At 41.0% G+C, this 25,283-nt stretch carries 22 protein-coding genes and 1 pseudogene; 9 read left to right on the top strand and 14 right to left on the bottom strand.

Translation table 11 applies throughout. From position 1 onward, the window contains the following. Positions 1 to 353: 353 nt before the first annotated feature. The 3 genes from HC643_RS23280 to bchH all read right to left on the bottom strand — a co-directional run bounded on the left by HC643_RS23280 (position 354) and on the right by bchH (position 7,212). Positions 354 to 3,023, bottom strand: a complete 2,670-nt coding sequence (locus HC643_RS23280) for a P-loop ATPase, Sll1717 family (RefSeq protein WP_167844737.1) — start codon at positions 3,021 to 3,023, stop codon at positions 354 to 356. Beyond that, positions 3,023 to 3,268: a hypothetical protein gene (locus HC643_RS23275; RefSeq protein WP_050045250.1), complete on the bottom strand. Its 246-nt coding sequence runs from the start codon at positions 3,266 to 3,268 to the stop codon at positions 3,023 to 3,025. Before HC643_RS23275 ends, HC643_RS23280 begins: the two co-directional genes overlap by 1 nt. 227 nt (positions 3,269 to 3,495) lie before the next feature. Continuing rightward, the gene (gene bchH, locus HC643_RS23270; protein ID WP_038085452.1) at positions 3,496 to 7,212 is read right to left on the bottom strand and encodes a magnesium chelatase subunit H; all 3,717 of its coding nucleotides are present in this window, start codon (positions 7,210 to 7,212) and stop codon (positions 3,496 to 3,498) included. A gap of 493 nt (positions 7,213 to 7,705) precedes the next feature. On the opposite strand from bchH, the pseudogene HC643_RS23265 reads away from it, so the two are divergent. Beyond that, a pseudogene (locus tag HC643_RS23265) lies at positions 7,706 to 8,206 on the top strand (N-acetylmuramoyl-L-alanine amidase); the annotation flags it as partial. Between the two features lie 29 nt (positions 8,207 to 8,235). Here HC643_RS23265 and HC643_RS23260 read toward each other — a convergent pair. Both HC643_RS23260 and HC643_RS23255 read right to left on the bottom strand, forming a co-directional pair. After that, the gene (locus HC643_RS23260; RefSeq protein ID WP_038085447.1) at positions 8,236 to 8,487 is read right to left on the bottom strand and encodes a potassium-transporting ATPase subunit F; all 252 of its coding nucleotides are present in this window, start codon (positions 8,485 to 8,487) and stop codon (positions 8,236 to 8,238) included. Between the two features lie 324 nt (positions 8,488 to 8,811). Further along, positions 8,812 to 9,714 carry a class I SAM-dependent methyltransferase gene (locus tag HC643_RS23255; RefSeq protein WP_050045251.1) on the bottom strand — a complete coding sequence of 301 codons (903 nt, stop codon included), beginning with the start codon at positions 9,712 to 9,714 and terminating at the stop codon, positions 8,812 to 8,814. Between the two features lie 190 nt (positions 9,715 to 9,904). Between HC643_RS23255 and HC643_RS23250 the strand changes: the two genes are divergently transcribed. After that, the gene (locus HC643_RS23250) at positions 9,905 to 11,416 is read left to right on the top strand and encodes a hydroxysqualene dehydroxylase (protein WP_038085442.1); all 1,512 of its coding nucleotides are present in this window, start codon (positions 9,905 to 9,907) and stop codon (positions 11,414 to 11,416) included. Positions 11,417 to 11,433: 17 nt separating this feature from the next. Here HC643_RS23250 and HC643_RS23245 read toward each other — a convergent pair whose 3' ends face one another. From HC643_RS23245 to HC643_RS23230, 4 genes are all read right to left on the bottom strand, one after another. Continuing rightward, the gene (locus HC643_RS23245; protein WP_038085439.1) at positions 11,434 to 12,405 is read right to left on the bottom strand and encodes a threo-3-hydroxy-L-aspartate ammonia-lyase; all 972 of its coding nucleotides are present in this window, start codon (positions 12,403 to 12,405) and stop codon (positions 11,434 to 11,436) included. Between the two features lie 95 nt (positions 12,406 to 12,500). Further along, on the bottom strand, positions 12,501 to 13,703 hold the full coding sequence (locus HC643_RS23240; RefSeq protein ID WP_038085438.1) for an AAA family ATPase: 1,203 nt from the start codon (positions 13,701 to 13,703) through the stop codon (positions 12,501 to 12,503). Between the two features lie 374 nt (positions 13,704 to 14,077). Then, the gene (locus HC643_RS23235) at positions 14,078 to 15,070 is read right to left on the bottom strand and encodes an RNA ligase (ATP) (protein ID WP_038085435.1); all 993 of its coding nucleotides are present in this window, start codon (positions 15,068 to 15,070) and stop codon (positions 14,078 to 14,080) included. A gap of 660 nt (positions 15,071 to 15,730) precedes the next feature. Further along, a complete protein-coding gene (locus HC643_RS23230; RefSeq protein WP_038085433.1) occupies positions 15,731 to 16,138 on the bottom strand; it encodes a hypothetical protein in 408 nt (135 codons plus the stop codon). A 231-nt stretch (positions 16,139 to 16,369) separates the two neighbouring features. Between HC643_RS23230 and petJ the strand changes: the two genes are divergently transcribed. The 5 genes from petJ (at position 16,370) to HC643_RS23205 (ending at position 20,147) form a co-directional block, all read left to right on the top strand. After that, positions 16,370 to 16,708 (top strand): cytochrome c6 PetJ, encoded by a 339-nt coding sequence (gene petJ / locus HC643_RS23225; RefSeq protein ID WP_038085431.1) that lies wholly within the window; start codon positions 16,370 to 16,372, stop codon positions 16,706 to 16,708. Positions 16,709 to 16,945: 237 nt separating this feature from the next. Then, complete coding sequence (locus HC643_RS23220) at positions 16,946 to 17,812, top strand: tetratricopeptide repeat protein (protein WP_137986149.1); 867 nt, start codon at positions 16,946 to 16,948, stop codon at positions 17,810 to 17,812. 157 nt (positions 17,813 to 17,969) lie between these two features. Beyond that, positions 17,970 to 18,776, top strand: a complete 807-nt coding sequence (locus HC643_RS23215; RefSeq protein WP_050045253.1) for a tetratricopeptide repeat protein — start codon at positions 17,970 to 17,972, stop codon at positions 18,774 to 18,776. A 348-nt stretch (positions 18,777 to 19,124) separates the two neighbouring features. Further along, positions 19,125 to 19,433 (top strand): hypothetical protein, encoded by a 309-nt coding sequence (locus HC643_RS23210; RefSeq protein WP_038085429.1) that lies wholly within the window; start codon positions 19,125 to 19,127, stop codon positions 19,431 to 19,433. Positions 19,434 to 19,553: 120 nt separating this feature from the next. Beyond that, entirely contained in the window at positions 19,554 to 20,147 is a 594-nt protein-coding gene (locus tag HC643_RS23205; protein ID WP_038085426.1) for a DUF4126 domain-containing protein, read from the top strand. Positions 20,148 to 20,231: 84 nt separating this feature from the next. Here the strand turns inward: HC643_RS23205 and tsf are convergent, their stop codons facing one another. The 3 genes from tsf to HC643_RS23190 form a co-directional block, all read right to left on the bottom strand. Next, the gene (gene tsf / locus HC643_RS23200; RefSeq protein ID WP_038085475.1) at positions 20,232 to 20,849 is read right to left on the bottom strand and encodes a translation elongation factor Ts; all 618 of its coding nucleotides are present in this window, start codon (positions 20,847 to 20,849) and stop codon (positions 20,232 to 20,234) included. A 71-nt stretch (positions 20,850 to 20,920) separates the two neighbouring features. Beyond that, positions 20,921 to 21,343: a hypothetical protein gene (locus HC643_RS23195; RefSeq protein WP_038085423.1), complete on the bottom strand. Its 423-nt coding sequence runs from the start codon at positions 21,341 to 21,343 to the stop codon at positions 20,921 to 20,923. Continuing rightward, a complete protein-coding gene (locus HC643_RS23190; RefSeq protein ID WP_050045254.1) occupies positions 21,313 to 22,089 on the bottom strand; it encodes a hypothetical protein in 777 nt (258 codons plus the stop codon). Before HC643_RS23190 ends, HC643_RS23195 begins: the two co-directional genes overlap by 31 nt. Positions 22,090 to 22,123: 34 nt before the next feature. On the opposite strand from HC643_RS23190, the gene HC643_RS42175 reads away from it, so the two are divergent. Both HC643_RS42175 and HC643_RS23185 read left to right on the top strand, forming a co-directional pair. Further along, positions 22,124 to 22,246 (top strand): hypothetical protein, encoded by a 123-nt coding sequence (locus HC643_RS42175; protein WP_272899756.1) that lies wholly within the window; start codon positions 22,124 to 22,126, stop codon positions 22,244 to 22,246. Positions 22,247 to 22,936: 690 nt separating this feature from the next. Further along, positions 22,937 to 23,392 carry a response regulator gene (locus HC643_RS23185; RefSeq protein ID WP_038085420.1) on the top strand — a complete coding sequence of 152 codons (456 nt, stop codon included), beginning with the start codon at positions 22,937 to 22,939 and terminating at the stop codon, positions 23,390 to 23,392. A 2-nt stretch (positions 23,393 to 23,394) separates the two neighbouring features. Here the strand turns inward: HC643_RS23185 and HC643_RS23180 are convergent, their stop codons facing one another. Together HC643_RS23180 and HC643_RS23175 are read right to left on the bottom strand one after the other, a co-directional pair. Then, positions 23,395 to 23,838, bottom strand: a complete 444-nt coding sequence (locus tag HC643_RS23180; RefSeq protein WP_038085418.1) for a Na-translocating system protein MpsC family protein — start codon at positions 23,836 to 23,838, stop codon at positions 23,395 to 23,397. A gap of 304 nt (positions 23,839 to 24,142) precedes the next feature. After that, complete coding sequence (locus HC643_RS23175; protein ID WP_038085416.1) at positions 24,143 to 25,267, bottom strand: ATP-binding response regulator; 1,125 nt, start codon at positions 25,265 to 25,267, stop codon at positions 24,143 to 24,145. Positions 25,268 to 25,283: the final 16 nt, after the last annotated feature.

Raw genomic sequence — 25,283 nt, 5'->3', positions numbered from 1 at the left:
TAAATTGGTATAAGTGAGTATTAAAAATTGTTGTTATGACAAGGCAGAAGGGAAAAGGTTTTTAGTCAAGTTTACTTTTTGTTACATAATTCGGTTTTTTTACGCCTCTCTACTTATGAATAACTAGATAACAATTCTGTCGTTAAGTAAGTGGACATAAATTAATATATCTATGTCAAGAAATATGAATCTATTCTCTAAACAACTAACAACTTCTATACAAATTATGGGGTCACTCCCTCCAATTGCTCATCCGTCAACTTATACAACTCACGTAACTGCTGCTACCGTTTTGCCCTATAGATGTCCAGCTTGATTTTTGACGCGATATAACCCCTGTATTCTTCTGTGCTTTACCTTTGTCCCTTACGAACCATTTTTAATCCGTACAGATACAATTCAGCAACAGCATAAACGCGAGGAGTCGGATCTTGAGGACGAGAGCGTTCTGTAAAAATACCAGCATCGACCATATCTTTTACACGAAGAGCTAATGCACTATCCGTTATGTTCCATATTTCAGTAAGTCTGTTAGAGTCGATAGGCGATCGCTCGCCTTGCAGTCTGCTCAAATATTCTTCCAATTCGGGGTATTCATTGCGTACTTCATCCACTCTTTGCTCGGAAACGTAGGGAAAAGCATCAATCAATGCTTTAGGACGCAGAAGAACTTCCGGATTGTACTTTGTGGAAAAGCCTTTCTCACGCTTAACAGCTTCTTTTAAAAGCAATATCAAACTCCGTGGAAAGCAGTTTTTTTGACCATCAGCAATACGGGTACGAATCCAGTTGTAGGTATAAGCTTTTTTTGTCCGACCCATTCTTTCACCCCACAGAGGATACAAGCTTCTACGCAATTGCTCTAACTCGATAGTATTTAATCGAGCTATTGTCACTCCCAAATTTTGCTCCAAAGAGCGACTTAGGGTATCAGAACTATTCAGAACTTGACGTAGCACCAGTCTCCAGAGGTCAACTTCGCCCCAACGCAATTGCACAGAACGCCCAACATAATGTCCTTTATTGGTAAAGTTGAGCTGCTCCCAAATATCTTCTCTTAAAAAGATTTTGGGTACAATGCACTTCAAACTTGTTCCGCTTTCTAACCACCATGCAAGCAGAGCTTCCAGTGCTCTTCTTCGACGAACATAGTCCTGTTGACTCGACCCAAAGCTAGCATCTAACTCGTCATAAAGTAACCAGGCGCGTAAATTATTCGTTTGCAACCAGTTATCAATCGCACGCAATTCATCAATAGCTTTTGAAGCTGCTTGTGGCGAGTGAGTATGCTCAACTAACCAAGAAACAATGGATGTGTGTGAAGGGTTGTCTTGCGAACTCAAAGCAATTAACTGTTCGTCTAAATTAGTAAGCAATTGCAACTCCGGTATAGAATGGCAAAGTTGCAATAGCGCGTAATTTAGCCAAAAGGTAGCCCAGCTATTCTCTCCCACTTGTCGTTCGTAGCTCTCCAAGTCCCTGCTTTCTAAAATTGGTCCAAGCAGTCTAGGCTCACCGTGTCCGGGTATAAAGTTAACATTACTTAAATCTACATCAAGCCGAGCCAAATCTTTTGCTTTTTCTGGCTGCTCTACAAATAATCTAAATAATAAACTTTTACCAGTTCCTTTAGCTCCTCGTATCAGCCAAGTTCGGTTCTTAAGAAATTGTGGAAAATCTTCTGTACTCTGGAATATATTTGGAATACTATCTGCTTCTAAATCTTGTGCTCTTGCTGCTTCAAATTGCAACTCGTTCAATATTGTATCAGGATTTTGAACAATTGTAGTTGCTACATTGGGTTGAATATCAGGTAAGCTAGCATCAATTGCATCTGCAAGTGGCAAGTAGTCGTTTAGCAAACTTAGAGGAACGTCATTAATTAGACTGTATAAAGTTGTAATGTTAGGGTTATAAGGAACTTGATAGTAAACTTCATTCACGGTTATACCACGAGGCAAAATCCAGTTTTCTTCGAGCCATTTTTCAACTTTACTTATCCAAATTTGACGCTGTTCGGCTGCAACAGGTGGCATGGGTGTTAGTAAAAAGCGTAGATCTGGCTTTCCCTGATAGTCACGCTGTTTTCCAGCCGCCCGTACAACCCAGCGCAACCCTTCAAAGCTTTGGTCGGTAGGCGAAAAGCAAATGATGGCAGTATCAGCTAGGTCGAATAATGCGATCGCGTTTGTATCATTAAAACCAGGACGCGCATCAATTAAAATAACATCTGGATTCAGTTGCTTTTTGATGTCTTCTATCAGTTGCCTGATAGGATTATTTGTACTTGTATAAAATTGTTGTAATGTTCTCCTATCAAGTTCTGCCAATCTATGAATATAATTTTCATCATATTCTCCAACTGGTACTAAAAAAAGTTCGCCTCTAGTTGGTAAGTTGACTTGAAATATACAGTCCTCAAGGCTGGGAAAATTCTCTTCGGGAGTTAAATATCGTTGATATATATAATCGACAACACCAAATTGCTCTTGATTGAAGTTTTCAACATCAGAGCGAAATAAAACTGAAATTCCAGGGGCTTCCAAGTCGAAATCGACCATCACGACTCGACGATTGCGACTTGCAAGTATACCTGCTACCAATCCTAAAGCAGTAGAGCGACCAACTCCTCCTTTAAAAGAGTAAAAAGTAACTACTAATGGACGCTTCGGACTGTCTTCTTCTAATTGAATTGGTTGGTTGGCGTCTGAAGCCATTAAAATATCAGACCAAAGAGGCAATTGTATATATTCTGGCTGTTGTTCGTTTGCTTCTTTTGGAGTTAAAAAATCATAACCAGCAATTGGATACTGGCTCAAGTTCATATCTATAGTTTCTAAGATTTTATCAATTTTTTCTTCACGTTCTTCTGTTGTATTTCCTTCAAAAAAACTGGTAATAACTTGAATTGTGAGCCATCCCAATGTGGTACGCTTGACCTTGACTTGCGCTCTTGGATCGCGAGTTTGTAACTCATTAATCAAAAGGTTCTCAATTTGTTCTGGTGATACAATTGAAGTCATCAGGACGCCTCGTCTTGTTTAGCTAGTAAGAACTGGTGTAATATTTTCACTGCTTGTATAAAGCGTTGGCTTTCTTCTTCCTTTCCCTCACTGTCTGAGTAGCGCAATTCATCGTTACGCCATACAGATGAAACAGTATTCCATGCATCTTTATAACGATTAGTGCGGTCTAATGCGATCGCACGTTGTAATGAAGGAAGTGCGCTAAGCAACTTTACAAAACTGTGTAAAAATATATTACTCATTCAGACCATGCTTTTAAATCTGCCTGTATCCAATTTTCCTCTGCTGCTTCTAGCATATACTTTGCGCGGGCATAACTTGAGCTAAACCCTCCTTCATTTTGGATTTTAGATTTTAGCTACCCCCTTAAAGACAGACGATCCCCCTAGCCTTAAAAAGGGGGGAATTCTTCACTCGTCCCCCTTTTTAAGGGAGATTTAGGGGGATCTTAATGTATCACTTTAGCGACTTATGAAGTCGTTACCCCCTCCAATTGCTCGTCCGTCAATTCATACAACTCGCGTAACTTCTGCAACTTCTCTTCACTCGCTTGCCAGAAACCCCGCCCATTTGCCTCCAACATCCTTGCTACAATATTCCTGAACGCTTCCGGATTTGCCTGACGCAATTTCTCTGCCATTTCTCCATCTAAAGCATAAGTATCAGCAGCTTGGTCATACACCCAATCATCCGTAAAATCTGCAGTACCGCCCCAACCAATCAAGGCTGTCATCCGTTGGGAAATTTCATAAGCACCCCCCGAACCCTGACTCGCCATTGCTTCCGCCCATTTCGGATTTAGTAACTTAGTCCGATACTCCATCCTCAACAGATCGTCTAAATTCCGAGGTGTCGTATCCTTCGAGAAACTCTCCACAAAACTCGTTGTCACCTTTTGACCGCGCTGTTTTTCAGCAGCTTTCTTCAAACCACCCGTATTGGCATAGTACTCCTGAATGTCAGTCAAACCATATTCCACAGAATCAATTTCTTGAACAATGCGACTGGTACTCTGCAAAAGCTGAGTCAAAACCTCCGGTCTGGCTTGACCCTTGTCCTGTCTTCCATAACTAAACACATTGCGACCCTTCCAAGTATCCCCCAACTCATCCCCAGATTCCCAATTACTATCAACCACCCGATCGTTTACTAAAGAACCAAAATCACCAGCCGGATTAGAAAATAACCTAGCCGATACATTTTCCACCCCTTGCGCCTTCAACGCAAGAGCATGCTTTCTAATGAAATTTTGCTCCTCCGGTTCCTCAGCCTCAGCAGCCCGAAGAAACAAATCGTCCAACAACTCGATAATATTGACAAAACTATCCCGAAAAATTCCCGATAAATTTGCCAAAACATCTATGCGGGGATGTCCCACCTCCGCCAAAGACTTCAACTCATACCTGACAATCCGCCCCGTACCTTCTTTCACGGGTTCCGCACCTACCAACTCTAAAAGAATCCCCAAAGATTCTCCCTTTGTCTTAATAGCGTCCAAACCCCACAGCATCACCGCTACAGTTTCCGGATACGCCCCATGTTCTTGCAAATGCTGAACAATGATTTTTTGCCCAATTTCTCGTCCTCGCTCGCAAGCAGCTGGAGATGGCATTCTGTAAGGATCTAAAGCATGAATATTTCTACCCGTGGGCAAAACACCAGCACCATCCCGCAATAAATCCCCTCCCGGTGCAGGAGGAATATACTCCCCATTCAACCCTCGCAACAAATTCGCCAACTCATCTGTTGTTTGACTCAATAACTCTCTAATCAACCCCTCCTCTTCTTTGCGACTCTGTAGTTCGTTCCCAAAATAAGCCTCTAAATAAGACCCTAACTCCTCCTCACCAGGTGCTTCCCCTAAAACATGTAATCCAGAAGAGAACAACCGATTCTCCAGAACCTGCAAATACTCATATAACTTTGCAAGATAATCGTTAAAAACGCGATCGCTAAACATCCGAACGTTCTCGACGCTAAACGCGATTCCCAAACGCTTAGCATCTTCAAAAGGACAATCCGCATCCAAACCCGTATCCAGAATTTTCTTACAAATTGCCTCTTTCAGCAGATAATTCTTTTTTGGATCTTCGCGATACTCCGAAATCAAATCCCGCAACGCCACTAACTCCTTATACAACCCCGCACGACCGTAAGGAGGTACGTTGTGAGAAATCAACACCCCATAACCGCGACGCTTTGCCAAAATAGATTCAGAAGGGTTATTCGCTGCATATATATATAGATTCGGCAAATCTCCCAACAAAATATCAGACCAAGAATAACCCGTATTCCCCAAAGGAGAACCAGGCAACCATTCTACAGTACCGTGCATTCCAAAATGAACCACAGCATCAGCTTGAAACTCATTTTGCAACCATTTATAAAAAGCAGCATATTGGGGATGAGGCGTTAAATCCCGTTCAAACATCAAGCGCATGGGGTCGCCTTGCAATCCCAACGGTGGCTGTACTCCTATCCATACATTTCCCAGCCAAACACCACCAATGTGAAATTCATCACCATAAGTTTTAATACCCGTTCCCGTTAGAGATTTCCATTGTTTTTCAATCCGGGATGTGCGGAGATATCCCAACCATTTTTCTAAAGTGCGGACATTGACAGAGGAAGGAGACACAGAGAGACTCGAGTTTCCTTCTGGAGCGGGGGAGAAATTTTTTTCTTCTCCCCATCTTAACTCATCCGCTTCTTTTATCTGGCGAATCAACTCTTCCCCATCTTCTGGTAAATCTCCAACAGTATAACCTTGCTCTTTAAGCGCATAAAGCAACTTTAAAAGACTGCGGGGTACATTCAACAATGCAGCTGTTCCCACAGCACCATAACCAGGGGGAAAACCGTAGAGAATAATTGCAATTTTTCTTTCAGACGCTGGTTTTTGTCGCAGATTAATCCAACTTTTCACTCTCCCGATGAGCCGGTGTACTCTTTCCGGAACTAAATAAATCTCTTCTCCTACCAATCCACCGAGGGGAACTGTATCAATTGCTCCATCTAATTCTGGTAATGCGTATAAAACAACACTTTGCAAACCCCCAATTCCCTGACGCGTCCACGAGTAAATATCTTGAATCAGTAGCGGTGCAGCAACAATATAAGGTACATTTTTAGCACTGAGAATGCGTTTTGCTACATCCACTTGACGCCCTGCTTCCATAGAACCCGCAGGACCACCAACTAAGGGAAAGCCAATTGTAGAAACGATCGCATCAACTTTAACAGCTTCTGGAGAAAGGGAAGGAGTTTCTACACGTCCTTGTTGTCTGGCTTGGCTTTCAAAATCCGTTGTCATCCAATCCCGCACGGCTACATGACCTTCTACACCATTAATAAAGATAGGTAAAGGTATTAAACCTGCTTCTTCAAAACGGCGAATCAGTTGGGGAATGTAAGGTTGTTTTGTCACAACGTGTTTGCGGTATAGAAGAATTCCAACAACTGGGGAGGGGGAAAAATTCCTCCCCCTGTCTCCTTCTCCCTCTCCCCCAATCTTCTTGTAGTACCACTCCAAATACTGACGGGGTGATTCAAAATAACCGGGGTAGTCGGGATGTAACAGCCCCATATTTGGGGTTTCTACTGGTGCGGGAATCTCCCCAACTTTCAAACCCAAATATTTTTCTGCTAATGTCCAAAATAAAGCAGCGACGTTCTCCGAGCCGCCTGCATTCCAATATCCATATATAATTAGCCAGTTACGTAAATCTTGTACTTTTTGTACTGGCACAAATTTTAATAACTTTGGTCCTATTTTTAGAAAACTAATGTACCCTGCTAGCTTGTCTTCTTCTCGCCCATTGCTAAATTTGTCCAGAATAAACTTTACTGGTTTAGGCATTCCTTTAGGCTTATCCCCAATGGCAAATGCACCCAGTTTGGTTAAACTCATTAATTCTAATGCTGATTCAAATACCAGGCGGATGGGGATACTAGAGATGCGATCGCGCAACCACAGTACCTCGTCATAATCGAACAGCAAACTGCCAAAAAAGACATCAGCACCTTTTAAAGCTGCTTCTACCTCAGTACGCTTTGCGGTTATGTCGCGATCGCTAAACACCCGAATATCCAACTCATCCACGCGGGAGGTAGCCAAAAAAGCCGCCTTACGGTACAAGTCAGCGTTGAACGATTCAAACCCAGCAACCAGGACAATACGTTTCATGCCTGAGATTTACAGCTTTTCTTATTGTTACATTTCTATTTTAGATGATTTTTTTATAGTCTTATTGAATACTTTTCCTGGCAAATACAATTCGCAGCTATACTGGCTAAACGCTCCTACACGGGTTTCAAAATTTTCATCTTTTTATTATTCCACCTAGGCGAGCTTCATTTTTGTAGTAGCTAATTCTATTCCCATTTTTAGTTCATATAATAACAAATTGGTATTTCTCAAATCGCATTTTTACTTTCATCCTTGTTTTCTATTTGTCGGTAAAATTCGGTAAATCTCTCCTAGTTTTTATATAAAAAATAAGTCATCATCCGAAGAGATAAGACTGGCAGAAATCTCAAAAATACTATTTTTTTGATGATTTATTATAGTCTCTTTTTTAGATATATGCCAATATTTTTTGTGCTAAATCTAACTCGATTGTGAAAACTAAAATTGTAATTATAAAGAGAAAGCAAGCTAATTATCTGAGGTCAAGAAAATGAAAATTGCAATTGATATTGGACATAATTGCCCTCCAGATACGGGAGCGAGAGGAATCCAAATTGAAGATAAACTGACTTTAGATGTAGGTACTAAAGTTATATCTAAGTTAAAAGATTTAGGGCATGAAGTTGTATCGTGCAAACCCTCACAAGCTGATACAGTTAGGGAATCACTTGCTAAAAGATGCGAAACAGCAAATAATGCTCAAGCTGATACCTTTGTCTCTATCCATTTTAATGCCTTTAACGGACAAGCCTATGGTACTGAAGTCTATGCCATGAGTGACGCAGGTAGAAAAATTGCCCAGTCTGTATTAAATGAAATTGCCAAACTCGGATTTGTCAATCGTGGAGTTAAAGATGGCAGTCATTTGTATGTTATTAAAAATACTAATATGCCAGCCATTTTAGTAGAGTGCTGTTTTATTGATTCGCAAAAAGACATGAATTTACTCGACACAGACACAATGTCCAGTGCGATCGTTAAAGGGATAACAGCTTAGTTAGGGGTTAGGTAAAAAACTCATTAGAATTTCTCCGGTACAAACATGACGAAAAACAGATAGATAGAAAGCCCTACCGTGACTAGACCTAACAAACCCAAAGCCCAAGCTTGATTTCGAGAAAATGTTTGAGCGGTAGCAGCATACACTATAGGTGCAAGCAAAAGGTTAAAGCACATTGCCAGGAATAAAGACAATGGTAACTTCTGCTTGCGCCATTCATACCAAATTTCGGTTGCCATTTCTATAGGCTGAGCTTTTTGATAAAGTTTCATAGTGTTTGGTTAGTGGTTAGTGGTTCGGCGTGAGGTCTGTGTTGACTTCATCAAACTCATGTTTTATCAAGAAAGGCAGAGGGCAGCTTTGCTGGAGGCATTCGAGAATACTGGCTCCGCTCTCTGCGAGTGACCAAAGGGAACAAGGGTTTAAGACCCCGACTGAACTCCGTTCAGTCGCTACCATTTAGGAGGAGTCTGAATCCCCTTCTAAATGGAACCTTCTGCCCTCTGCCTTCGTACTTCTGCCTTCTTCAATATTGATTGCGGGCAAAATGCCCGCATTATCAAGATATATCGAAATATTGTTAGATTTAGAAGACCTTAACCTAGTTGAGTACTGTAAGCACTGAAACCATAAGCCAAAGTTTCTCTCATAGAAGTCGAAGAAGGTTTAAGGCGCGTGTTAATTGCTTTAGCAAAAGGTACCGGGATACCTTTGATTGTTTCTGGGACAATAGCATACTCTTGTGTGGGTTCTACGGTGTATTGCGAACACTTCGCTTTTAGCCCAGAAGCCGCTAGCATTTCCTGAATTTCCGATGCAGAATATTGTCTGAGATAAACAGGGTTTTTTGCAGGGCTTAAACTTCTAATAAAATTATGAATTTTATGAGATGGACAAGCTTTGTTGTGGAAAGAATGATTGAAAACGAAAATTCCTCCGGGCTTCAGAACGCGAGACATTTCTGCCATCAAGATTCTGATTTGTGCTTCTGGTATATGCATAAATACACAATTAGAGATGATTAAGTCTACAGAATTATCTTCTATAGGTAACAGTTCAGCCGACGCACAAATAATATGGAATTCTGCTCCAGGGAAAAAATCATATTCTTGCTTGCACTTTAGCAAACGTCTCAGTAAAGGTTCTGAAATATCAATACCGTAATATTTCTGACATCGCAAGTTCTTGTCTTTCGATAAAAACAATGGAATCCTACCGTAACCCGAACCAATCTCAAGAATAGAATTCACAGATTTATTCAGAGGAAATTTAGTCCAAGTTCCTCCAGGTCTTCCGGTAAGAAGAGTGTAATCTTTCTTCAGCGCCGATGTTTCCTCTGCTTGTTCAATTTTTTGGGAACCGTAATAGGTTTTACCAATTTTGTCCCATCTTTGTTTGTGCTCTGTATTGTTCAAATCTTCGTAGTCTTTGGGAAAATAAATACCATCCCTAAGTTGAAAGTCACTGAGACTGACTTTAGAATTAACTGATGAATTCATTGTTACGGCTCCTAACCAAGTATCAATATGTTCTTGGTTATACTCTGAAGTAAGATTACCCGCAAGTGTTTTTTTGGCGATTTATTTTGACTTGAAGTTTGTTTCTCAGTATATTCCACTAAAACAATCAAACCCACCGCAAACCGTCTGAAAATTTTATAGTGGATGATAAAGATAAACGGAGGCTGTTATGGCAGAAGTGTCACATGGGAAACGGGTAGTAGTTGTTGGTGCGGGGTGGGCTGGTTTGGGAGCAACTTACCACCTAGCAAAACAAGGGTATGAAGTGACACTTTTAGAGGCTGGTTCTTATCCGGGAGGCTTGGTAGCAGGTTGGAAAACAGCCGCAGGGCGTTCCGTAGAAGCGGGTATTCATGGTTTTTGGTATCCATACAGGAATATCTTTGCCCTAATTGATGAGTTGGGAATCAACCCTTTTACCACATGGACTCGTTCGTCTCAATATTCACCCTTGGGATTGGAAGTGGAATCACCGATTTTTCAAAATCTACCGCGACTCCCAACACCTTTAGGGACTTTCCTCTACACCCAGTTTAAGCGTTTGCCACTTATCGATCGCATTAGCGCCTTACCTTTACTCTACGCCGTGATTGATTTTGATAATTCCGATGAAGCATGGCGGCGTTATGACTTTGTTACAGCCCGCGAATTATTCAAAGATTTTGGCGTTTCTGCAAGGCTTTACCGCGAATCTTTTGAACCCATGTTACTAGTAGGCTTGTTTGCACCAGGAGAACAATGTTCGGCTGCAGCAACGATAGGAATGCTTTACTATTTCATCCTGGCACATCAACCAGATTTTGATGTCGTTTGGTGTCGGGGAACTGTAGGCGAAAAAATCTTTCGTCCTTGGGTAGAACGCATTGAAAAAGCTGGTGCAAAGGTGCTAGCAAACCGTCGCGTCACCGATGTAATAGTGAATAGTGAGAATCGGGTGACAGGGGTTGTTTGTTCTGATGAAGTCTTTGAGACTGATGCAGTCATTTTTGCTGTTGGTATTACGGGTATGAAAAAGATTCTTGCTAACAGCCCAAGCTTGCAAAGTCGAGAAGAATTCCGCAATGTGGGTAATTTAGGAGCAATTGATGTTTTGGCAACTCGGCTATGGTTTGACCGCAAAATTGATATTAAGCGTCCTTCTAATGCTTGCTTTGGATTTGATGCAACCACGGGCTGGACATTTTTTGATTTAAACGCATTGCATGACGAGTATCGCAATGAGCCGGGAACCGTTGTTGAAGTTGATTTTTATCACGCCAATCAGTTTTTATCTTTGGAGAATGAGGAAATCGTACAGATAGTGCAGCGTTATTTAACTAGTTGCGTACCAGCATTTGGGGAAGCAAAAGTTATCGATCGCAGTGTAATTCGTTTACCACAGGCGGTTTCTCACTTTGCTCCTGGTAGTTATCGCTATATGTTACCAGCAAGGACAAGTTTTAAAAACGTGTTTGTGAGCGGTGACTGGATTGCAAACCGTCATGGTTCGTGGTCTCAGGAAAAGGCTTACGTGACGGGATTGGAAGCTGCAAATTTGGTGGTTTCCTATTTGGGAGAAGGTTTTCCAGCACAAATTATACCCGTGGAAGTCGATGAAACTCACATCCAACTGGCAAGAATCGCCAACAGAACAGCACGTCAAATTGGTAAATCGATCTTGCCAGAGTTTTGGCTACCTTAACAGCGATCGCTAACCATTCACGATCGAGTGGTAAGCACTGGCAATTTTGCCAAATCGACATTACCACCCGTAATAATCACACCAACCCTAGCCCCTGGTGCTTTCACAACACCTTCTAACAAAGCAGCAGCCGCTAGGGCTCCTGTGGGTTCAACAACAATTTTAAGGCGTTCCCATAAAAAGAACATGGTGCGAATAATAGCTTCCTCAGATACGGTAACCATATCATCAACGTAATGCAATACTAGCGGGAAAGTCAGTTGACCTAAATAAGGAGTCCGCGCACCGTCAGCAATGGTATCGGGATTGTCTGCTGTTTGCAAAGTTTTGGTGTGAAAGGAACGTGTTGCATCGTCAGCAAGGGCTGGTTCTACTCCAATCACCCGACAGTTGGGTAAAGCTGCTTTGGTTGCAATGGCGGAACCTGAGAGTATACCACCACCACCGCAACCTACTAACAGTAAGTCCAATTCACCAACTTCTTCAATAAGTTCTTTGGCTGCTGTACCCTGTCCCGCCACAATATGAGGATGGTCGTAAGGAGGAATGAGTGTCAACGCCTTTTCTTTTAATAAATTGTGGGCTAATTCTTCCCTGTTGGTTTGTTTGCGATCGTACAAAATTACCTCAGCACCATAATCGCGAGTTGCAGCTAATTTCACACTGGGGGCGTCATCGGGCATGGCAACTGTGGTAGGAATTTTAAGGAGTTGTCCGGCAAGGGCTATTCCTTGGGCGTGATTTCCAGATGAGAATGTCAGTACGCCTTTTTGTTTCTGTTCTTCTGATAATTGTGATAGTGCGTTGTAAGCACCTCTAAACTTAAACGAGCCAGTGCGTTGAAAATTTTCGCATTTAAAGAATACCTGAGAGTGCGTGCGATCGCTAACTGTTCTTGAAGTTAGAACGGGAGTGCGGTGAGCAACCCCAGCTAACCGTTTGGCTGCAGTTTCTACATCAGTAATGGAGACAGCGAGATGCTCTGACATTTGACCTGTCCTTCATTGACTTGACATCATCATTGAATTGGATGTAAGTGCTTACTTCCAACTTGTGTGGTAACTGGTAATTTTGCCAATAGCCTCTAAACAAATTTCTGAATAAACTCATACATTAAATCGACTCTACCCTTTCGTAACATGGCAGGATCTAGTCTTTCTGTTGTATTGCAAGTCATGATAATAACCAACTGTTGCTGTATTTGAATTCCTGAATCTTCTATCACGCTTTGATATAAAGTGCCATCTAGCAAACTCAAAATATGTTCTGTTTTATTACTGTATTGGGCAACTTCACTTGCACGGTCTTGCGCCAAATTATCGGCTTCATTAATGATAATACAAATTTTTTCTAAGTACGTTGGCGGAACAAAGTTGGCGATCGCATCGTGATCCAAAATGAAAATGACATACCCTAAAGGCATCAAAATTTCTTTTGCGACTGCTTGTGTCCAAGCTGTTTTTCCCGTTCCCGGTTCTCCATGTACCAAAACAGCAAGCTGATTTTGGTTGAGAATTGCTTGCTGTACTGTATCGGTAAAGCTTTGAATATCATTGGGAAAGGTGCGAATGGGAAATTGACTGTGAACCTTACCAACACGGCTTTGATACCCACTGAGCATGACTGCCAAATCGTAAGTTGCTTTATTAATCAGAGGTGCTAAATTTTTTGCCATGATAGTATATTGCCGTCTGCCGCGATCGTAAGCATCAATCTGCAACCAAACATCATGCTTGCTCCAGTACGCATACACAGTGTTAACAACGTCCAATCGTTCCCAATTGACAAACTTTTCTATAGGAAAATAAAAGTCTCTTTCTAAATAATGCTGCGTAATAATATCAGGACATTCCAATAATTTTAAAACCCGCAATACAGTAATTTCTTGAAGGCGATTCAAAACGTAATCAATCGGTATGCTATTGCGACTGACAAAATGGACAATAGGTGTTTCGGTACTGAGGACATCTTTATAACGATGATCTGGCGTGAGGGGGTCAGGTGTAATATAGTTCCAAAATTTTTCTACCTCATAACGCGTGTTGTCAGAAACCACATTTAATAAATTAGCCCACCAAGTGTAATTATTTCTTCCTAAAACCTCAGTAACACTACTTGCTAAGTTCAAACTTTTTTGAGTCAGTTCTTTCGTATCGTTATAGAAGAGATGCCAAACAAACTCCCAGTCCAACTCTCGATGAAATGGTCGCCAGCCACTTTCCAGTAAACTTTGACGATTGCTATTAATGGGAGCGCCTTCACTGTGTCTGTAGTAATCAAAGTCCATGATTTTTAATGGTGCAGCAGTGTTAATATGATGTCTTTTTTTATGTGAGATATTGGTAGGAGCGATTGTTATGGATGTTTGGCTTCTCGTGTACAAACTTGCATGGCGTTATTTTTACCTCATAACCCTGTAACATTGTATCCATATTTAACACTACTTGCACCAGTCATACTTAAGATTTAAGTAAATTTTCTTTATTAAGATGGGGTAGGTTGGGTTTTGTTCCTCAACCCAACCAAATAATATATTTGTTGGTTTTGCCGTTACGTCTAAATAATGATATGCGTAATTTTTACGGAAAAACCTAACCTGATGGAATATTTGTTGGGTTTCGCTGTCGCTCAAACCAACCTACCATTTTTCTTTGATCCTTATTAATGTAATTCTGTTCCTTCATTGCGAAGTAAATATCTGTCGCTAATTAATTTCAGAACAACCCTACCTACTTCAGGATGGTGTCTTTCAACGGTAGGTTGCACAACAACACCTTCCATTATAGAGTCTGTGCTGAGTGTGCTATTGGCGTTGTTAAATTGTGACACAGCGTCCCAACTATAAGGACCTTGATAAAGTACGGGTACTCTTGGTAAGGAAAATTCTTCACAAAAAGCAACAAAATCGGTGTGATTGAGAAACTGTTTATCCTGACGGACAGCAAATAAAGCCAGCCCTATTTTGCCATTTGGTAAACCGTATTTAATATCTTGGACACCATAGATTTCTCCAAAAACTTGCGTGAGAGGAGGAAGTTTGTGTAAAACAATATTCTCGTGGTAAGCACGAACATAAACTAGATTTTTATTCACCTCATTATTTTTCCAAAAGTAGTTATGGCTGCCAATATGAGTATTGCCATCAGCATCTACTAATACTGTGAAGTTAGTTCCGTGTAGCTTTTCTGTGATGACGACTTCCTCGCCTTCTATCAATACGTCTTTGTAGCGCTTGAGATTTTCGGGGCTGGGAAATTTATAATGCCCGATATGACTTTCCATTTCTCCACTCATTCCTTTAGGAACTGGATATTCATATTTAGTTACACCGAAATATTCAGTATAGTCATCCCCAGGATTTCCTGTAAAATTCTCCCCTACAGGAATGAGCAAGCCTTCAGAAAAAATGCCCCGCAGTTTAGCAGCACGAAGTTTTTTGGAGTAATAAGGACGAATTCCAAATTTATCGAGATAGTCTTCTGGAATAACACTATCAATAGGAAAATAAAATGCAAAATCTTTAGGTTGAAAGTTTCCTTTGGCGCTGATAACTTGATATGCCATTCCTTCCAAATTTATAATGTCCAATCTATCAGCGTTGGGGTGAGGATCTACACTCTTGATTTCTACAACCTCAACTTTAAATGTGCTCATAACTTACCTCCTCTACACAAGTTACATATTTTGAAATAGTTTTTTCTAGAACACGACAAAATCTCACTGTGAATTATCGACAGCTTTCAATCAGGATGAAAGATAAAGGATTAAGGATAAAAAATCGGGTGTTGCGTAATTGCGGGGTGTTTTTGAATTGTTGTAAACGAAAAAATCTAACTTCTTCGCGCACTTCGTGTCTGTGCCTCCTTCGTCGGCACGCTTCGAGAACGCGGTTCAAGGATTCATCCCTATTTTATGCAACGCCAATAATCGTAGATAGATAAAAGTTACTCAATTTATGAATAGGACTCCAATACTTTAGTTAAGCGAGCGTAAAGTGGCACAAGCCATCATTCGCCTAGCGTGTTTAGATTATGCAGTACAATCCTTTTATAATACACATACTACACAATGTCAAGCAGCGCTTTTTTCACCACCACTTACGCCCACTCGCTTTCCACTTTGCCATCAAATTTCGCCTTCACGCTTTTGCTTCTCTTTCGTCTAACTCCTAAAAAAACAAGCGAACCGGGAGAAATAAATTTCAGGTTAAAAAAATAAAGTTAGTATAAGAATTTTCGGAAAATTGACAGTGTTTTTAAGATCGAGTTAAATGAGTCCGTTTAGTGATGCCCTTTGCAAAGCGATCGCACTTTATTACACAGATCGCTCTTTTTGAATTCGCTCTTCAATATCTTCCAGAGTTTGTAACACCAACCGTTTGGCTTGCAGCCTCCAGCCCCACTTTTGCACGCGGATGGCGATCGCCGTACCAATTACAGTAGCAAGCAAGTCCAAAGGTTGCATAAAAGAAATTCCTAGCAACAAACCCAGACCGGCAATTCCCCAAAAAGGTAGCGCCACTGCTTGACGCTGCGTTTCCACAAGTTGAGAGATCGGATCGGAGGGCATTTCAGCAAGCAGTACTTTTTTGACTTCTTGTTGTTCTTTTGCGGAAACAGAAAGACCAATCTTCTGCCGAAGTTTTTCTATTTTACGAGCATCGGTACTGTACTGTGTCAGTTCGTCCTCTGCCATGAGAATTAGGCGTTCATACTGTCCCATGAATTGTTAAGTATCTTTAAAGAATGCAGTTAAAGTTCCCTCATCACAAATTTTAAACCAAATAGACGTTTTAAATGCATTGTAAAAAGGTGGCATTGCAATAACTTGTTATTGCAATAAAAGCGCAACAGCAAGCCAACTTTGACAGATTGTCTTTTGACGCCACAAAGCAAGAGCCAGAGAATTATGAAGGATTTTCTAGAATGAGTCTTGTTGTAGAGGAGACAAAGGATGAAAAAAGTTATTTCAGTGCTGTTGTTGGCTATAGCAATATTAACTTTTGCTTTTAACCGTCCTGCTTTGGCATCTGACGCCGTGAAAGGAGCCAAAATTTTTAACGCCAATTGTGCCTCTTGTCATGCAGGTGGTAAGAACTTAGTTCAAGCTCAGAAAAGCCTGAAGAAAGATGCCCTAGACAAGTATGCAATGAACTCATCTGAAGCCATCATTGCTCAAGTCACAAATGGTAAAAATGCAATGCCTGCCTTTAAAGGTCGTTTACAACCCCAGCAAATAGAAGATGTAGCAGCATATGTGCTAGACGAAGCTAATAATAAGGACTGGAAATAGAGTTTCAGTCGCGATCGCGGACTGTATGCACTAGCACGTATAAATATCGATCGGGGGGATTGGGCATTGGGTTTTTCCCTGACTCCTAACCCCTGACCTTGTAATTTATGTGAGCCATCGCCTGTGAATCACTTCAATCAATGCTTTCGATTCATACTCAATTTCAGTATTGCTGTTGGATTTGTCTGTTTTTTTCTCACCTTACCTGCATACCCATCACCCGCCCCTAATATCCAAATGACAGCAGGCGACTTTTTTAAGTTAGGTGTAGAAAAGATGCTCGATAGCAATTACCGCCTAGCTGTTAAAGATTTTACAGAGGCTATTCAACTGAGAAGTCATTTTACGGCTGCTTATAGCAATCGATGTCTTGCCAATCTTCAGTTAGGAGATTATCAGAATGCCATTGCAGATTGCGATCGCGCCATAGAGTTTGCCCCTAACAATGCCGAGCCATATCTAAATCGGGGATTAGCACGCTACAGACTCGGACATTACCAAGCAGCGATCGCTGACAACGATCGAGCGATCGCACTTCAACCCAACAATTTTAAGGCTTACTACAACCGAGGAGTCGCCAGCGCTATGTTGGGGAATTACCAACAAGCAATATCTGATTACAATCTGGCGTTAACTCAGATTCCTCAGACATCCAATCTACTTCTAGCAGAAATCTATAACGAGCGCGGACTAGCTCATTTTCAGTTGCTAAACTTACAAACCGCTTTGCTCGACTTCTCAACAGCACTTCGTCTCGATCCCAACAACTACAGAGCTTACTACAATCGAGGTTGCGTTTGTGGGCGAAGTGGGGATAACAAGAGTGCGATTGCGGATTTTACAGCATCGCTCAAACTACAGCCAAACAATGCCAGTGCTCATTTCAACCGAGGTGTAGCCTATGACTTGCTAGGTTACAAACAAGCAGCAATTACAGACTTACAAAAGGCAGCCGATAACTTTGCTTTCCATCAAGAAACCGCAGCGCACAGAAAAACTTTGGATTTTCTTCAAAATATACGGCGACAACTTCCATTTTTGTCAGAAATAGCTCTTGTCGCAAAAAAAAGTCTCTTCACGCTATGTACTCCCTCTATAATTTAGAAGCTATGGGACATGGGTTACGTGTTTTTACATTTTTAATCGAGGAAACGTGTCAAGAGAAAACAAAAGACTGAAGTGATTATTTTGCAGTGGAATTGGGCATCCTAAGTTGAAAGGAATTGACTTCCTGTATAATCACACAACTATATATAAAGTTATGAGATTAACTTCAACTTCCATTGCAGTTCTGGGTGCGATCGCTGTTCTAGTAAATGTTCCTCAAGTTTATGCTCAAACACCAGCACCAATAGAAAGCCCTCAAAGTAATGCCAGTGATTTGCTCAATCAAGGACTGGAAAAATCTAATGCAGGAGACTTGCAAGGAGCATTGGCAGATTATACCCAAGCAATTCGCCTGAATCCCCGCTATTCACTGGCATACTACAATAGAGCGATAACGTATTACGACTTAGGCAATAAAGAAGCAGCGCTTGCTGACTACAATAAGGCAATTCAAATCAACGAAAGCTGGGGTAAAGGAGCGATTGTTGACGCGTATATTAACCGAGGACAATTACGGGATGAGATGGGTAATTATAAAGGAGCAGTAGCAGATTATAACCAAGCCATCCGTATAAATCCTCAAGACTCTGAAGTTTACTACAACAGAGGCATTGTCCAGCAAAATATGGGTGATAAAAAAGCAGCTATTGCTGATTATACAAAGGCAATTCAAGTCAATAACTGGACAGATAAAGGACCTTATTCTGCTTATCTGAATCGAGGAAATGTCAAATTGCAAATGCACGATCGCCAAGGAGCGATAGAGGATTACAACCAAGCGATCGCGCTCAAAACAGACTATGCTCTGGCTTATAAAAACCGGGGAATTCTTTACCTAAATACAAAGAAGACAAAACAAGGAATCCAAGATTTACAAAAAGCAGCAGAATTGTTTCAGCAGCAGGGTCATCAAAATAGATATGACCAAATTGTTCAAATCCTCAAAGAAGTTCAGAGGTAATGCCATTTTGGCTTGAAAAAGCCTTATATGGCTGAATTTTACTCAACTGTCTGTCACCTTCTTTTTTCAAATTGGTATAATTTTTCAATAGAGGTGCTTGGTAAACAACTTTGTCGGGCTTTTGTAGGGCGAGCAGTGCCTATCGTTCAGTATTGGCGAGCACTGCCTACCCCAAGCAAAACTTTGTGATTTATTGAATGTAGACGACTGAATAGCTCACCCATTTGTAGGAGGGCAGCCAAAAGTGTTTTGGTTTATCTTAGTAGTTATAAACCCAACACAAGAGGGTTTATAACCTGTTCCTACCACATGGCAGTTATAGCGTGACAACTGCTGCCTTTTCATTTTATGAAAACCAAAGCTTTATTATACTTAGTGCCTTTTGTACTCGTTGGACAAACCTCTGCTTATGCTGTCCAAGTCAACCCTCCTCTAACGTCAACAGAAATTCAACGTTTCTCTCGCGATCTAGTTCCCTTTAACTCTCAAGACTTTTTTAATAAAGGACAGGATTTGATAGAGAGAGAAATTCAAATTCTCAGACAAAGACAAAGTTCTCCAAATGAGCCTGTTCTTAAAGTAAATCCGCAACCTCAGGTAGAAGAAAAACTAACACCTCGTAAAAACAGTCCCGATCCTTCGTCGCCTAAGGAATAGCCATCATTCTTGATTGACAACTCTTTTGTCAGATGCCTTTGTTATAAATTTTTTCTAAATTACTAAGTAATATTGGACATTTAAACCCGTTCGCGAGATCGGGCATGAAGTCGTAACCCTATGGATACATTATTAAGTATAGGTATAGGTATTGCTCTCAGTGCAGCCTGTGGCTTTCGCATTTTTGTACCACCTCTTGTCATGAGTATCGCTGCCATCTACGGGCATTTACCACTTTCACCAGATTTTAGCTGGATTGGAACATATCCGGCACTCATAGCCTTTGCTGTAGCCACTTGTATTGAGGTTGCAGCTTATTACATTCCTTGGGTCGATCATGCTTTGGATGTCGTCTCCACACCTACTGCGATCGCGGTAGGAACTTTTATCACTAAAGCTTTGGTTCACGATACCACGACTCCTTTATTAGAATGGACAGTCGCCGTTCTTGCTGGTGGTGGTGCTGCAGGAATTATCCAAACTTTCATGGGGATGACTCGTTTGTCTTCAACAGCACTCACCGGAGGTTTCGGTAACGGTGTTATTTCCACCATAGAGGCTGTGGGTGCGATCGTTCTCTCAGCCCTAGCAATCTTTGTTCCTCTTTTGGCTATAGCTCTAGTTGTCGTGTTACTCATTTTGATGGTAAGTAAAGGTTTGCAACTTCTAGCAACGAGACGACAACTTTTTCAGCGATCGCCACAAAATGAGTGACAACAGCTTTAGCACCACTACGAACAAATTAAAAAAACAGCAGCGATTGCTACTGTTTTTCCGACTTTATGCTAAAAGCCTTGTTTATTCATCCACCTGAATACCTTCACCTAAAACAAAGCGGACAAAGCGCCGAACTTGGATATTTTCACCCAGTAAGGCTATATGCTGCTTGATGACATTTTCTACAGTGTTACTTGAATCCCGAAGGAAAGGTTGATCCATCAAAGACATTTCTTTGAGGCGTTTTTCAATCCTTCCTTGAACTATTTTTTCTTTGACTGCTTCGGGCTTGTTAGCTATGTCATCTCGTCCCATTTCAATTTCTTTTTCCCTAGTTACGACTTCCAGTGGAATGTCAGCTACCTTAACATACTCTATATTTTGATAAGCAGCAATTTGCATGGCTAAGTCTCGAACTAGGGTTTGAAACTTCTCGTTACGAGCTACAAAGTCAGTTTCGCAGTTGACTTCTATCAGCACACCGACTCGACTACCATTATGGATGTAACTCTCTACAAGCCCTTCCGCAGATACGCGATTTGCGATCGCGATCGCTTTAGCTAAACCTTTTTTCCGCAGCCATTCTTCAGCTTTAATAAGGTCGCTATTATTTTCTTGCAATGCCTTTTTGCAATCCATAATCCCAACACTAGTTTTTTGACGTAGTTGTTGAACGAGTTTTGTGCTGATTTGCGTCATAAAACCTCAACTCATATCATGTGTATAACGGTTTGTAGTTGTGTGAAATCCAGAAATTTTCAATGTCCAACTCAAGGCTTTAAATCAGGTGCAACCCAAGTATTACGAGCCTCCCAAGACATTAGTAAATCTCGAGTGTAATATTGAAACGGTAAGTGCCGATCTTGGTAATAATCGACGAATTCATTGACCAGTTGCAACAAAGAATCTTGAGTCCGAGCACTCAAAAGGTACTGACTCCCTCTCTGAATCCAGAATAGGGTCAATGTTTCGTGATACCCACCATCTTTGGTGGTCTCGATCTTCATGGCAAAGTTGTATTTCTTAATACCCTCACGAATGAGCTCTATTGCTTCTTTTACCTCGTATTGAGTGAGATACCACAGGGCAACAGTTAAGTGTGCAGCATGAGTCCACTGACATCGAGGCAAAGTACAATCCTCAAAGGAAGTGATTAAGTTGTTTATTTCTTCGGTCGTTTGATACTTTCCCATGCTATCGATCGCGCTCTTTTCTCAAGCAAGTGCTTGATATGCTTGATTTCCTTTTTATTACACTGTTGTTTGCCGAGCGCGTAGATTTCCCTGCCATATTTTTTACAAGCATCCCAACGATAAAGATTTAACTGAAGTAAAACGTCGGTTGCTAAATAATTTCCCGGCATACTGGGAAAATCAGCAAACACAACCAAGTACCAGATATCGTTAATTTTGCGATACTGATGGTAGTTATTTACAACAACGACATCATCTGGCTTTTTGGTCGGTGTGTTTGGTATTGGCTCAACGAGACAGAGAAGCCCAGTATCTGGGTGAACATATAAATACTGTCTCCACCGATACCCACTGTATTTGCCTAGTGGTTGGGATTGGTTACTTTTTTTATAAGGAATCCCATCGATTATAATGACATCCCGTTCCACGAAACCCCACACGTGAAAGAGTATGTGTTGCCCGGACAACGTTGTTATGTCAAGGTGCAAGCATAGTTCTCCATACACCTCATTCCAAGGCTTTCCCACTTTAGAACGCAACCAACGGTAAAGGGGTCCGAGATGATCTGAAAAGCTCTTTGTGCGATGTCTTGGTTTAATTAAGTACGGGCTGAGCAACCCATCTTCCCCAGCTTCGTCTGTAATTTTTTGTAGGGTTTTCTTGTATCCCGTGCATTTTCTTAAACTTATCCTCATTCCATGGCGAGGACGTTCAATTACAATCTCGCCCAAACGATGTTCGCTCATAACTTGAGTCTGTTCGCAAATAGGTATTTGTTTGATGGCTTTGAAATTTAACTGGCAAGAATTTTTGTATGAATCGTCTTTGACACCTAACAAACATTGGGATCGCCTCAAGCAATATATAAGAGAACTGCAAAAAATAAATTATCCCATTGTGTAGGATGAGAGCTTCCGTCCTTTATGGATAAACGAACAAAGAAAATAGACTTAAAACATTCTTTATTTTTTGTTATTTATATACTACACGTATACTACAAAAAAGTCAAGGGTTGCAAAAGTTTTTCATACTCTAGTTAGAAGTATTCCTGTATTTGATGTCCATAAGGTGTCTTCAGTGTCCAAATAATAGTTATTTTTCAAAAACCCCTGAAATTTTCCATCAGATTAACGCATTTATACTTATATAAATTCATTTTTGTGAGAAGAACTGCAACAAAATGTTTAAGTATAATTTATTACTCATAAAATATGTTTGTAAAGTTTTGTTGTTATACAAAGGCTAATTCAGCCAATTTGATATGTATTGGCTCTGTATAACAAAATGCAAAGAAATCAGCCACTTTGATGATACTACGTTAAATAATGCTTAAATATATTAAGTACTTATGAGTTTTTTGATAAAATTTCTAGCTACTTTGCATATAATTAATGAGTAAGCATCTTGCTCTGCTAGCCTAGGAGAATTCTCAAAAGCTGAATCTCGTTATCTGAGCGAGCAAGAACAATCAACTTGTAAGGTTGAGAGACGAGCCAGTCTGGAGAGAGCGCTATCAATCAACCGCTCGCGGAATGCCTCGTTTGTTCTCTCAAGACAAACGATGTATGCACAGCAAAAACTTCTGGAGAAGCAATGGAACTGGCACACGCATTTATGAGCGACAACAAGCGGCACAATATTCAGCCACCCCTAATTTTAGCAGTAGAGGACAATGATGATAATTTACTGCTGTTAAGTTACGCGCTCGATTCGCTTGGCTGTAGGCTGATTTGTCAAAAAGATAGTTCAACGACAGTACTCGTTGCCAAAGAATACCAACCCGATCTGATATTGTTGGATATCCTGTTACCAGGAAAAAGCGGTATTGATGTGGTGCGTTCTCTGAGGCAAGAACCGCTTACCAGGCACATTACAGCTATTGCAATCACTGCTTTAGCTAGCACGGAGGATAGAGAACGCATTTTGATGTCAGGATTTGACGACTATATCAGTAAGCCTTACATGATCGAAGATTTAGAAGATATGGTTCGGTCTTATTTAAAGAGAAAATTAAATGTTGGTTCGGCATTTGATTTCTGCCAGGAATAATTTTACAGTGCTGTTTTCTCTGGGTTGTTTCCACTCCCAGATGAAGGTTTACGCCTAATTTTAGAAGTTGGAGTGGGAGGAGTGCGAACTTCTGGAGCATTTGTCAGAAGGGCAATAATTCCAGTGCGACCCGTGGCTAGTGTTGCATCGCTTAATAGCTCAATAACAGAAACATTTAAAGTCTCTTCTATAAGTGCCTTAAGTTGTGGTTGAATTGCATCATCTAAGTCCGAGTGAACTTGCTCGGCGAGTTCTACTCGACCTGATTGAGCAAGTAGTTGTTCTGGTTGGGTGATAGAACCTTCCAAAACAAGGACTACATTATGCTCTGATAATTGACAAGTGATTTTACTGGGTTGATGTCCCAATCGCTCTCGATATAGAGCTTGAATGCGCTGTGTTAATGTTCTTTCTACCTGACCGCGAGTTGGTGTTGATGGAGTCATGCGTTTTATTCCTAGATATTTAGATCGCTATGGAAAAGTCAGAAAGTAAGAATTAGTGATTGTGAGTTGGGAATTCTAGATTCCCCACTCATAATTCTTCATTCTTGGCTTTTTGAGTTCTCATTAGCGATGTAATTTTTCATGTATTGTAATCAGCTAAGATTCATGAACCATTATTTGCATTGTAATGAGAGACGTTGTTTAAAATCACCATCCGAACGCAGTATTTTATATGACGGGCTACAATCGCTTGGTATAGAAGGGAAAACCCGACAGTGACTGAGAATACTATCATTTTTGCTTTTTAACTTTGCTTTGGCAAGCATACTGTAAATACACTGCCTTTACCAAGTTCGGAAGACACTTGAATTTTTCCTTTGTGGGACTCAATAATACGTTGCGAGAGATGCAGCCCCAACCCACTACCTGCACGTTTGTGTTTTCCTTGTCGAAAACGTTCAAACAGAAAGGCTTGATCTTCGGGTGCTATACCGTATCCAGTATCTTTGACATCAATGACAACCCAAGCTTTATCTTTTTGGCTCGTCGGTGTTTCAGAAATACGAATGTCGATTCCTCCTGTATCGGTAAACTTGATAGCATTCCCTATGAGGTTGCTGACGACTCGCCTTAACTCGAGTTTGTCGCCCATAACTGTACCAGCACTATCCCCTATTTCTTTCAAGGATTTGGTATCGACAGATACAGTTAAACCCTTCTCTAGTGCCAAAGGACTCAGTTCTTGAGCAACTTCTTCTACAATCTGCTGCATATTACAGCTATCAAGTTGCATGGTTTTTTTACCTGCTTCAAAGCGGTACACTTCAAGCAAGTTATTTACCATTTCTAGTAAATTTTGATTGCTGCGAATCATGGCGGCGATCGCCTCTTTCATTTCTGGCGAAATTTTGCAGAACGTTTCCTGTTCAAACAAATTCAGCATCCGATCTGCTGCAACTAGGGGGGTTCGCAAATCGTGGGTGAGACGAGACACAAAGTCTTCCCGCATTTTTGCCATTTTTTGTTGCTCGTCAATGCTGTGCTTGAGACGCAGTAGCGATCGCACTCTCGCAAGCAGTTCGTCTTGGTCAAATGGTTTGCGGATAAAATCATCTGCTCCCGCATCCAAACCTTCCACAACACTCACTTCAATATGTGCTGTTAACAGCAGGATGGGGATGTATTGTATTTCGGGATGTTTGCGGATGTGACGCGTGACCTCATATCCATCCATTCCTGGCATCATCACATCCAATAGAATTATGTCTGGAGGAGATTTGAGAATTTGCTTTAAAGCACTCGCTCCATCTGATATTAAGTCCACCTCATATCCTTCTACTTCCAACATGGTTTGAAGTAAGATGAGGTTATCAATAGTATCATCGACAGCAAGAATTCGATCTACTTTAGAAGTTTCGCCAGACATCATAAATTTATCGACTTTT

It is taken from the genome of Tolypothrix bouteillei VB521301 (genome assembly GCF_000760695.4).
GTDB lineage: Bacteria > Cyanobacteriota > Cyanobacteriia > Cyanobacteriales > Nostocaceae > Scytonema > Scytonema bouteillei_A.
This window is presented reverse-complemented; position numbering and strand designations above follow the sequence as displayed.

What these genes read in the sequence shown, in the direction of transcription:
- HC643_RS23215 (WP_050045253.1), top strand. Translation starts at nt 17,970, where the DNA reads ATGAGATTAACTTCAACTTCCATTGCAGTTCTGGGTGCGATCGCTGTT.
- HC643_RS23240 (WP_038085438.1), bottom strand. Translation starts at nt 13,703, where the DNA reads ATGGACTTTGATTACTACAGACACAGTGAAGGCGCTCCCATTAATAGC.
- HC643_RS23195 (WP_038085423.1), bottom strand. Translation starts at nt 21,343, where the DNA reads ATGGGAAAGTATCAAACGACCGAAGAAATAAACAACTTAATCACTTCC.
- HC643_RS23175 (WP_038085416.1), bottom strand. Translation starts at nt 25,267, where the DNA reads ATGATGTCTGGCGAAACTTCTAAAGTAGATCGAATTCTTGCTGTCGAT.
- HC643_RS23275 (WP_050045250.1), bottom strand. Translation starts at nt 3,268, where the DNA reads ATGAGTAATATATTTTTACACAGTTTTGTAAAGTTGCTTAGCGCACTT.
- HC643_RS23245 (WP_038085439.1), bottom strand. Translation starts at nt 12,405, where the DNA reads ATGTCAGAGCATCTCGCTGTCTCCATTACTGATGTAGAAACTGCAGCC.
- HC643_RS23250 (WP_038085442.1), top strand. Translation starts at nt 9,905, where the DNA reads ATGGCAGAAGTGTCACATGGGAAACGGGTAGTAGTTGTTGGTGCGGGG.
- HC643_RS23260 (WP_038085447.1), bottom strand. Translation starts at nt 8,487, where the DNA reads ATGAAACTTTATCAAAAAGCTCAGCCTATAGAAATGGCAACCGAAATT.
- petJ (WP_038085431.1), top strand. Translation starts at nt 16,370, where the DNA reads ATGAAAAAAGTTATTTCAGTGCTGTTGTTGGCTATAGCAATATTAACT.
- HC643_RS23235 (WP_038085435.1), bottom strand. Translation starts at nt 15,070, where the DNA reads ATGAGCACATTTAAAGTTGAGGTTGTAGAAATCAAGAGTGTAGATCCT.
- HC643_RS23190 (WP_050045254.1), bottom strand. Translation starts at nt 22,089, where the DNA reads ATGAGCGAACATCGTTTGGGCGAGATTGTAATTGAACGTCCTCGCCAT.
- bchH (WP_038085452.1), bottom strand. Translation starts at nt 7,212, where the DNA reads ATGAAACGTATTGTCCTGGTTGCTGGGTTTGAATCGTTCAACGCTGAC.
- HC643_RS23255 (WP_050045251.1), bottom strand. Translation starts at nt 9,714, where the DNA reads ATGAATTCATCAGTTAATTCTAAAGTCAGTCTCAGTGACTTTCAACTT.
- HC643_RS23220 (WP_137986149.1), top strand. Translation starts at nt 16,946, where the DNA reads ATGACAGCAGGCGACTTTTTTAAGTTAGGTGTAGAAAAGATGCTCGAT.
- HC643_RS42175 (WP_272899756.1), top strand. Translation starts at nt 22,124, where the DNA reads ATGGCTTTGAAATTTAACTGGCAAGAATTTTTGTATGAATCGTCTTTG.
- HC643_RS23230 (WP_038085433.1), bottom strand. Translation starts at nt 16,138, where the DNA reads ATGGGACAGTATGAACGCCTAATTCTCATGGCAGAGGACGAACTGACA.
- HC643_RS23205 (WP_038085426.1), top strand. Translation starts at nt 19,554, where the DNA reads ATGGATACATTATTAAGTATAGGTATAGGTATTGCTCTCAGTGCAGCC.
- tsf (WP_038085475.1), bottom strand. Translation starts at nt 20,849, where the DNA reads ATGACGCAAATCAGCACAAAACTCGTTCAACAACTACGTCAAAAAACT.
- HC643_RS23185 (WP_038085420.1), top strand. Translation starts at nt 22,937, where the DNA reads ATGGAACTGGCACACGCATTTATGAGCGACAACAAGCGGCACAATATT.
- HC643_RS23280 (WP_167844737.1), bottom strand. Translation starts at nt 3,023, where the DNA reads ATGACTTCAATTGTATCACCAGAACAAATTGAGAACCTTTTGATTAAT.
- HC643_RS23210 (WP_038085429.1), top strand. Translation starts at nt 19,125, where the DNA reads ATGAAAACCAAAGCTTTATTATACTTAGTGCCTTTTGTACTCGTTGGA.
- HC643_RS23180 (WP_038085418.1), bottom strand. Translation starts at nt 23,838, where the DNA reads ATGACTCCATCAACACCAACTCGCGGTCAGGTAGAAAGAACATTAACA.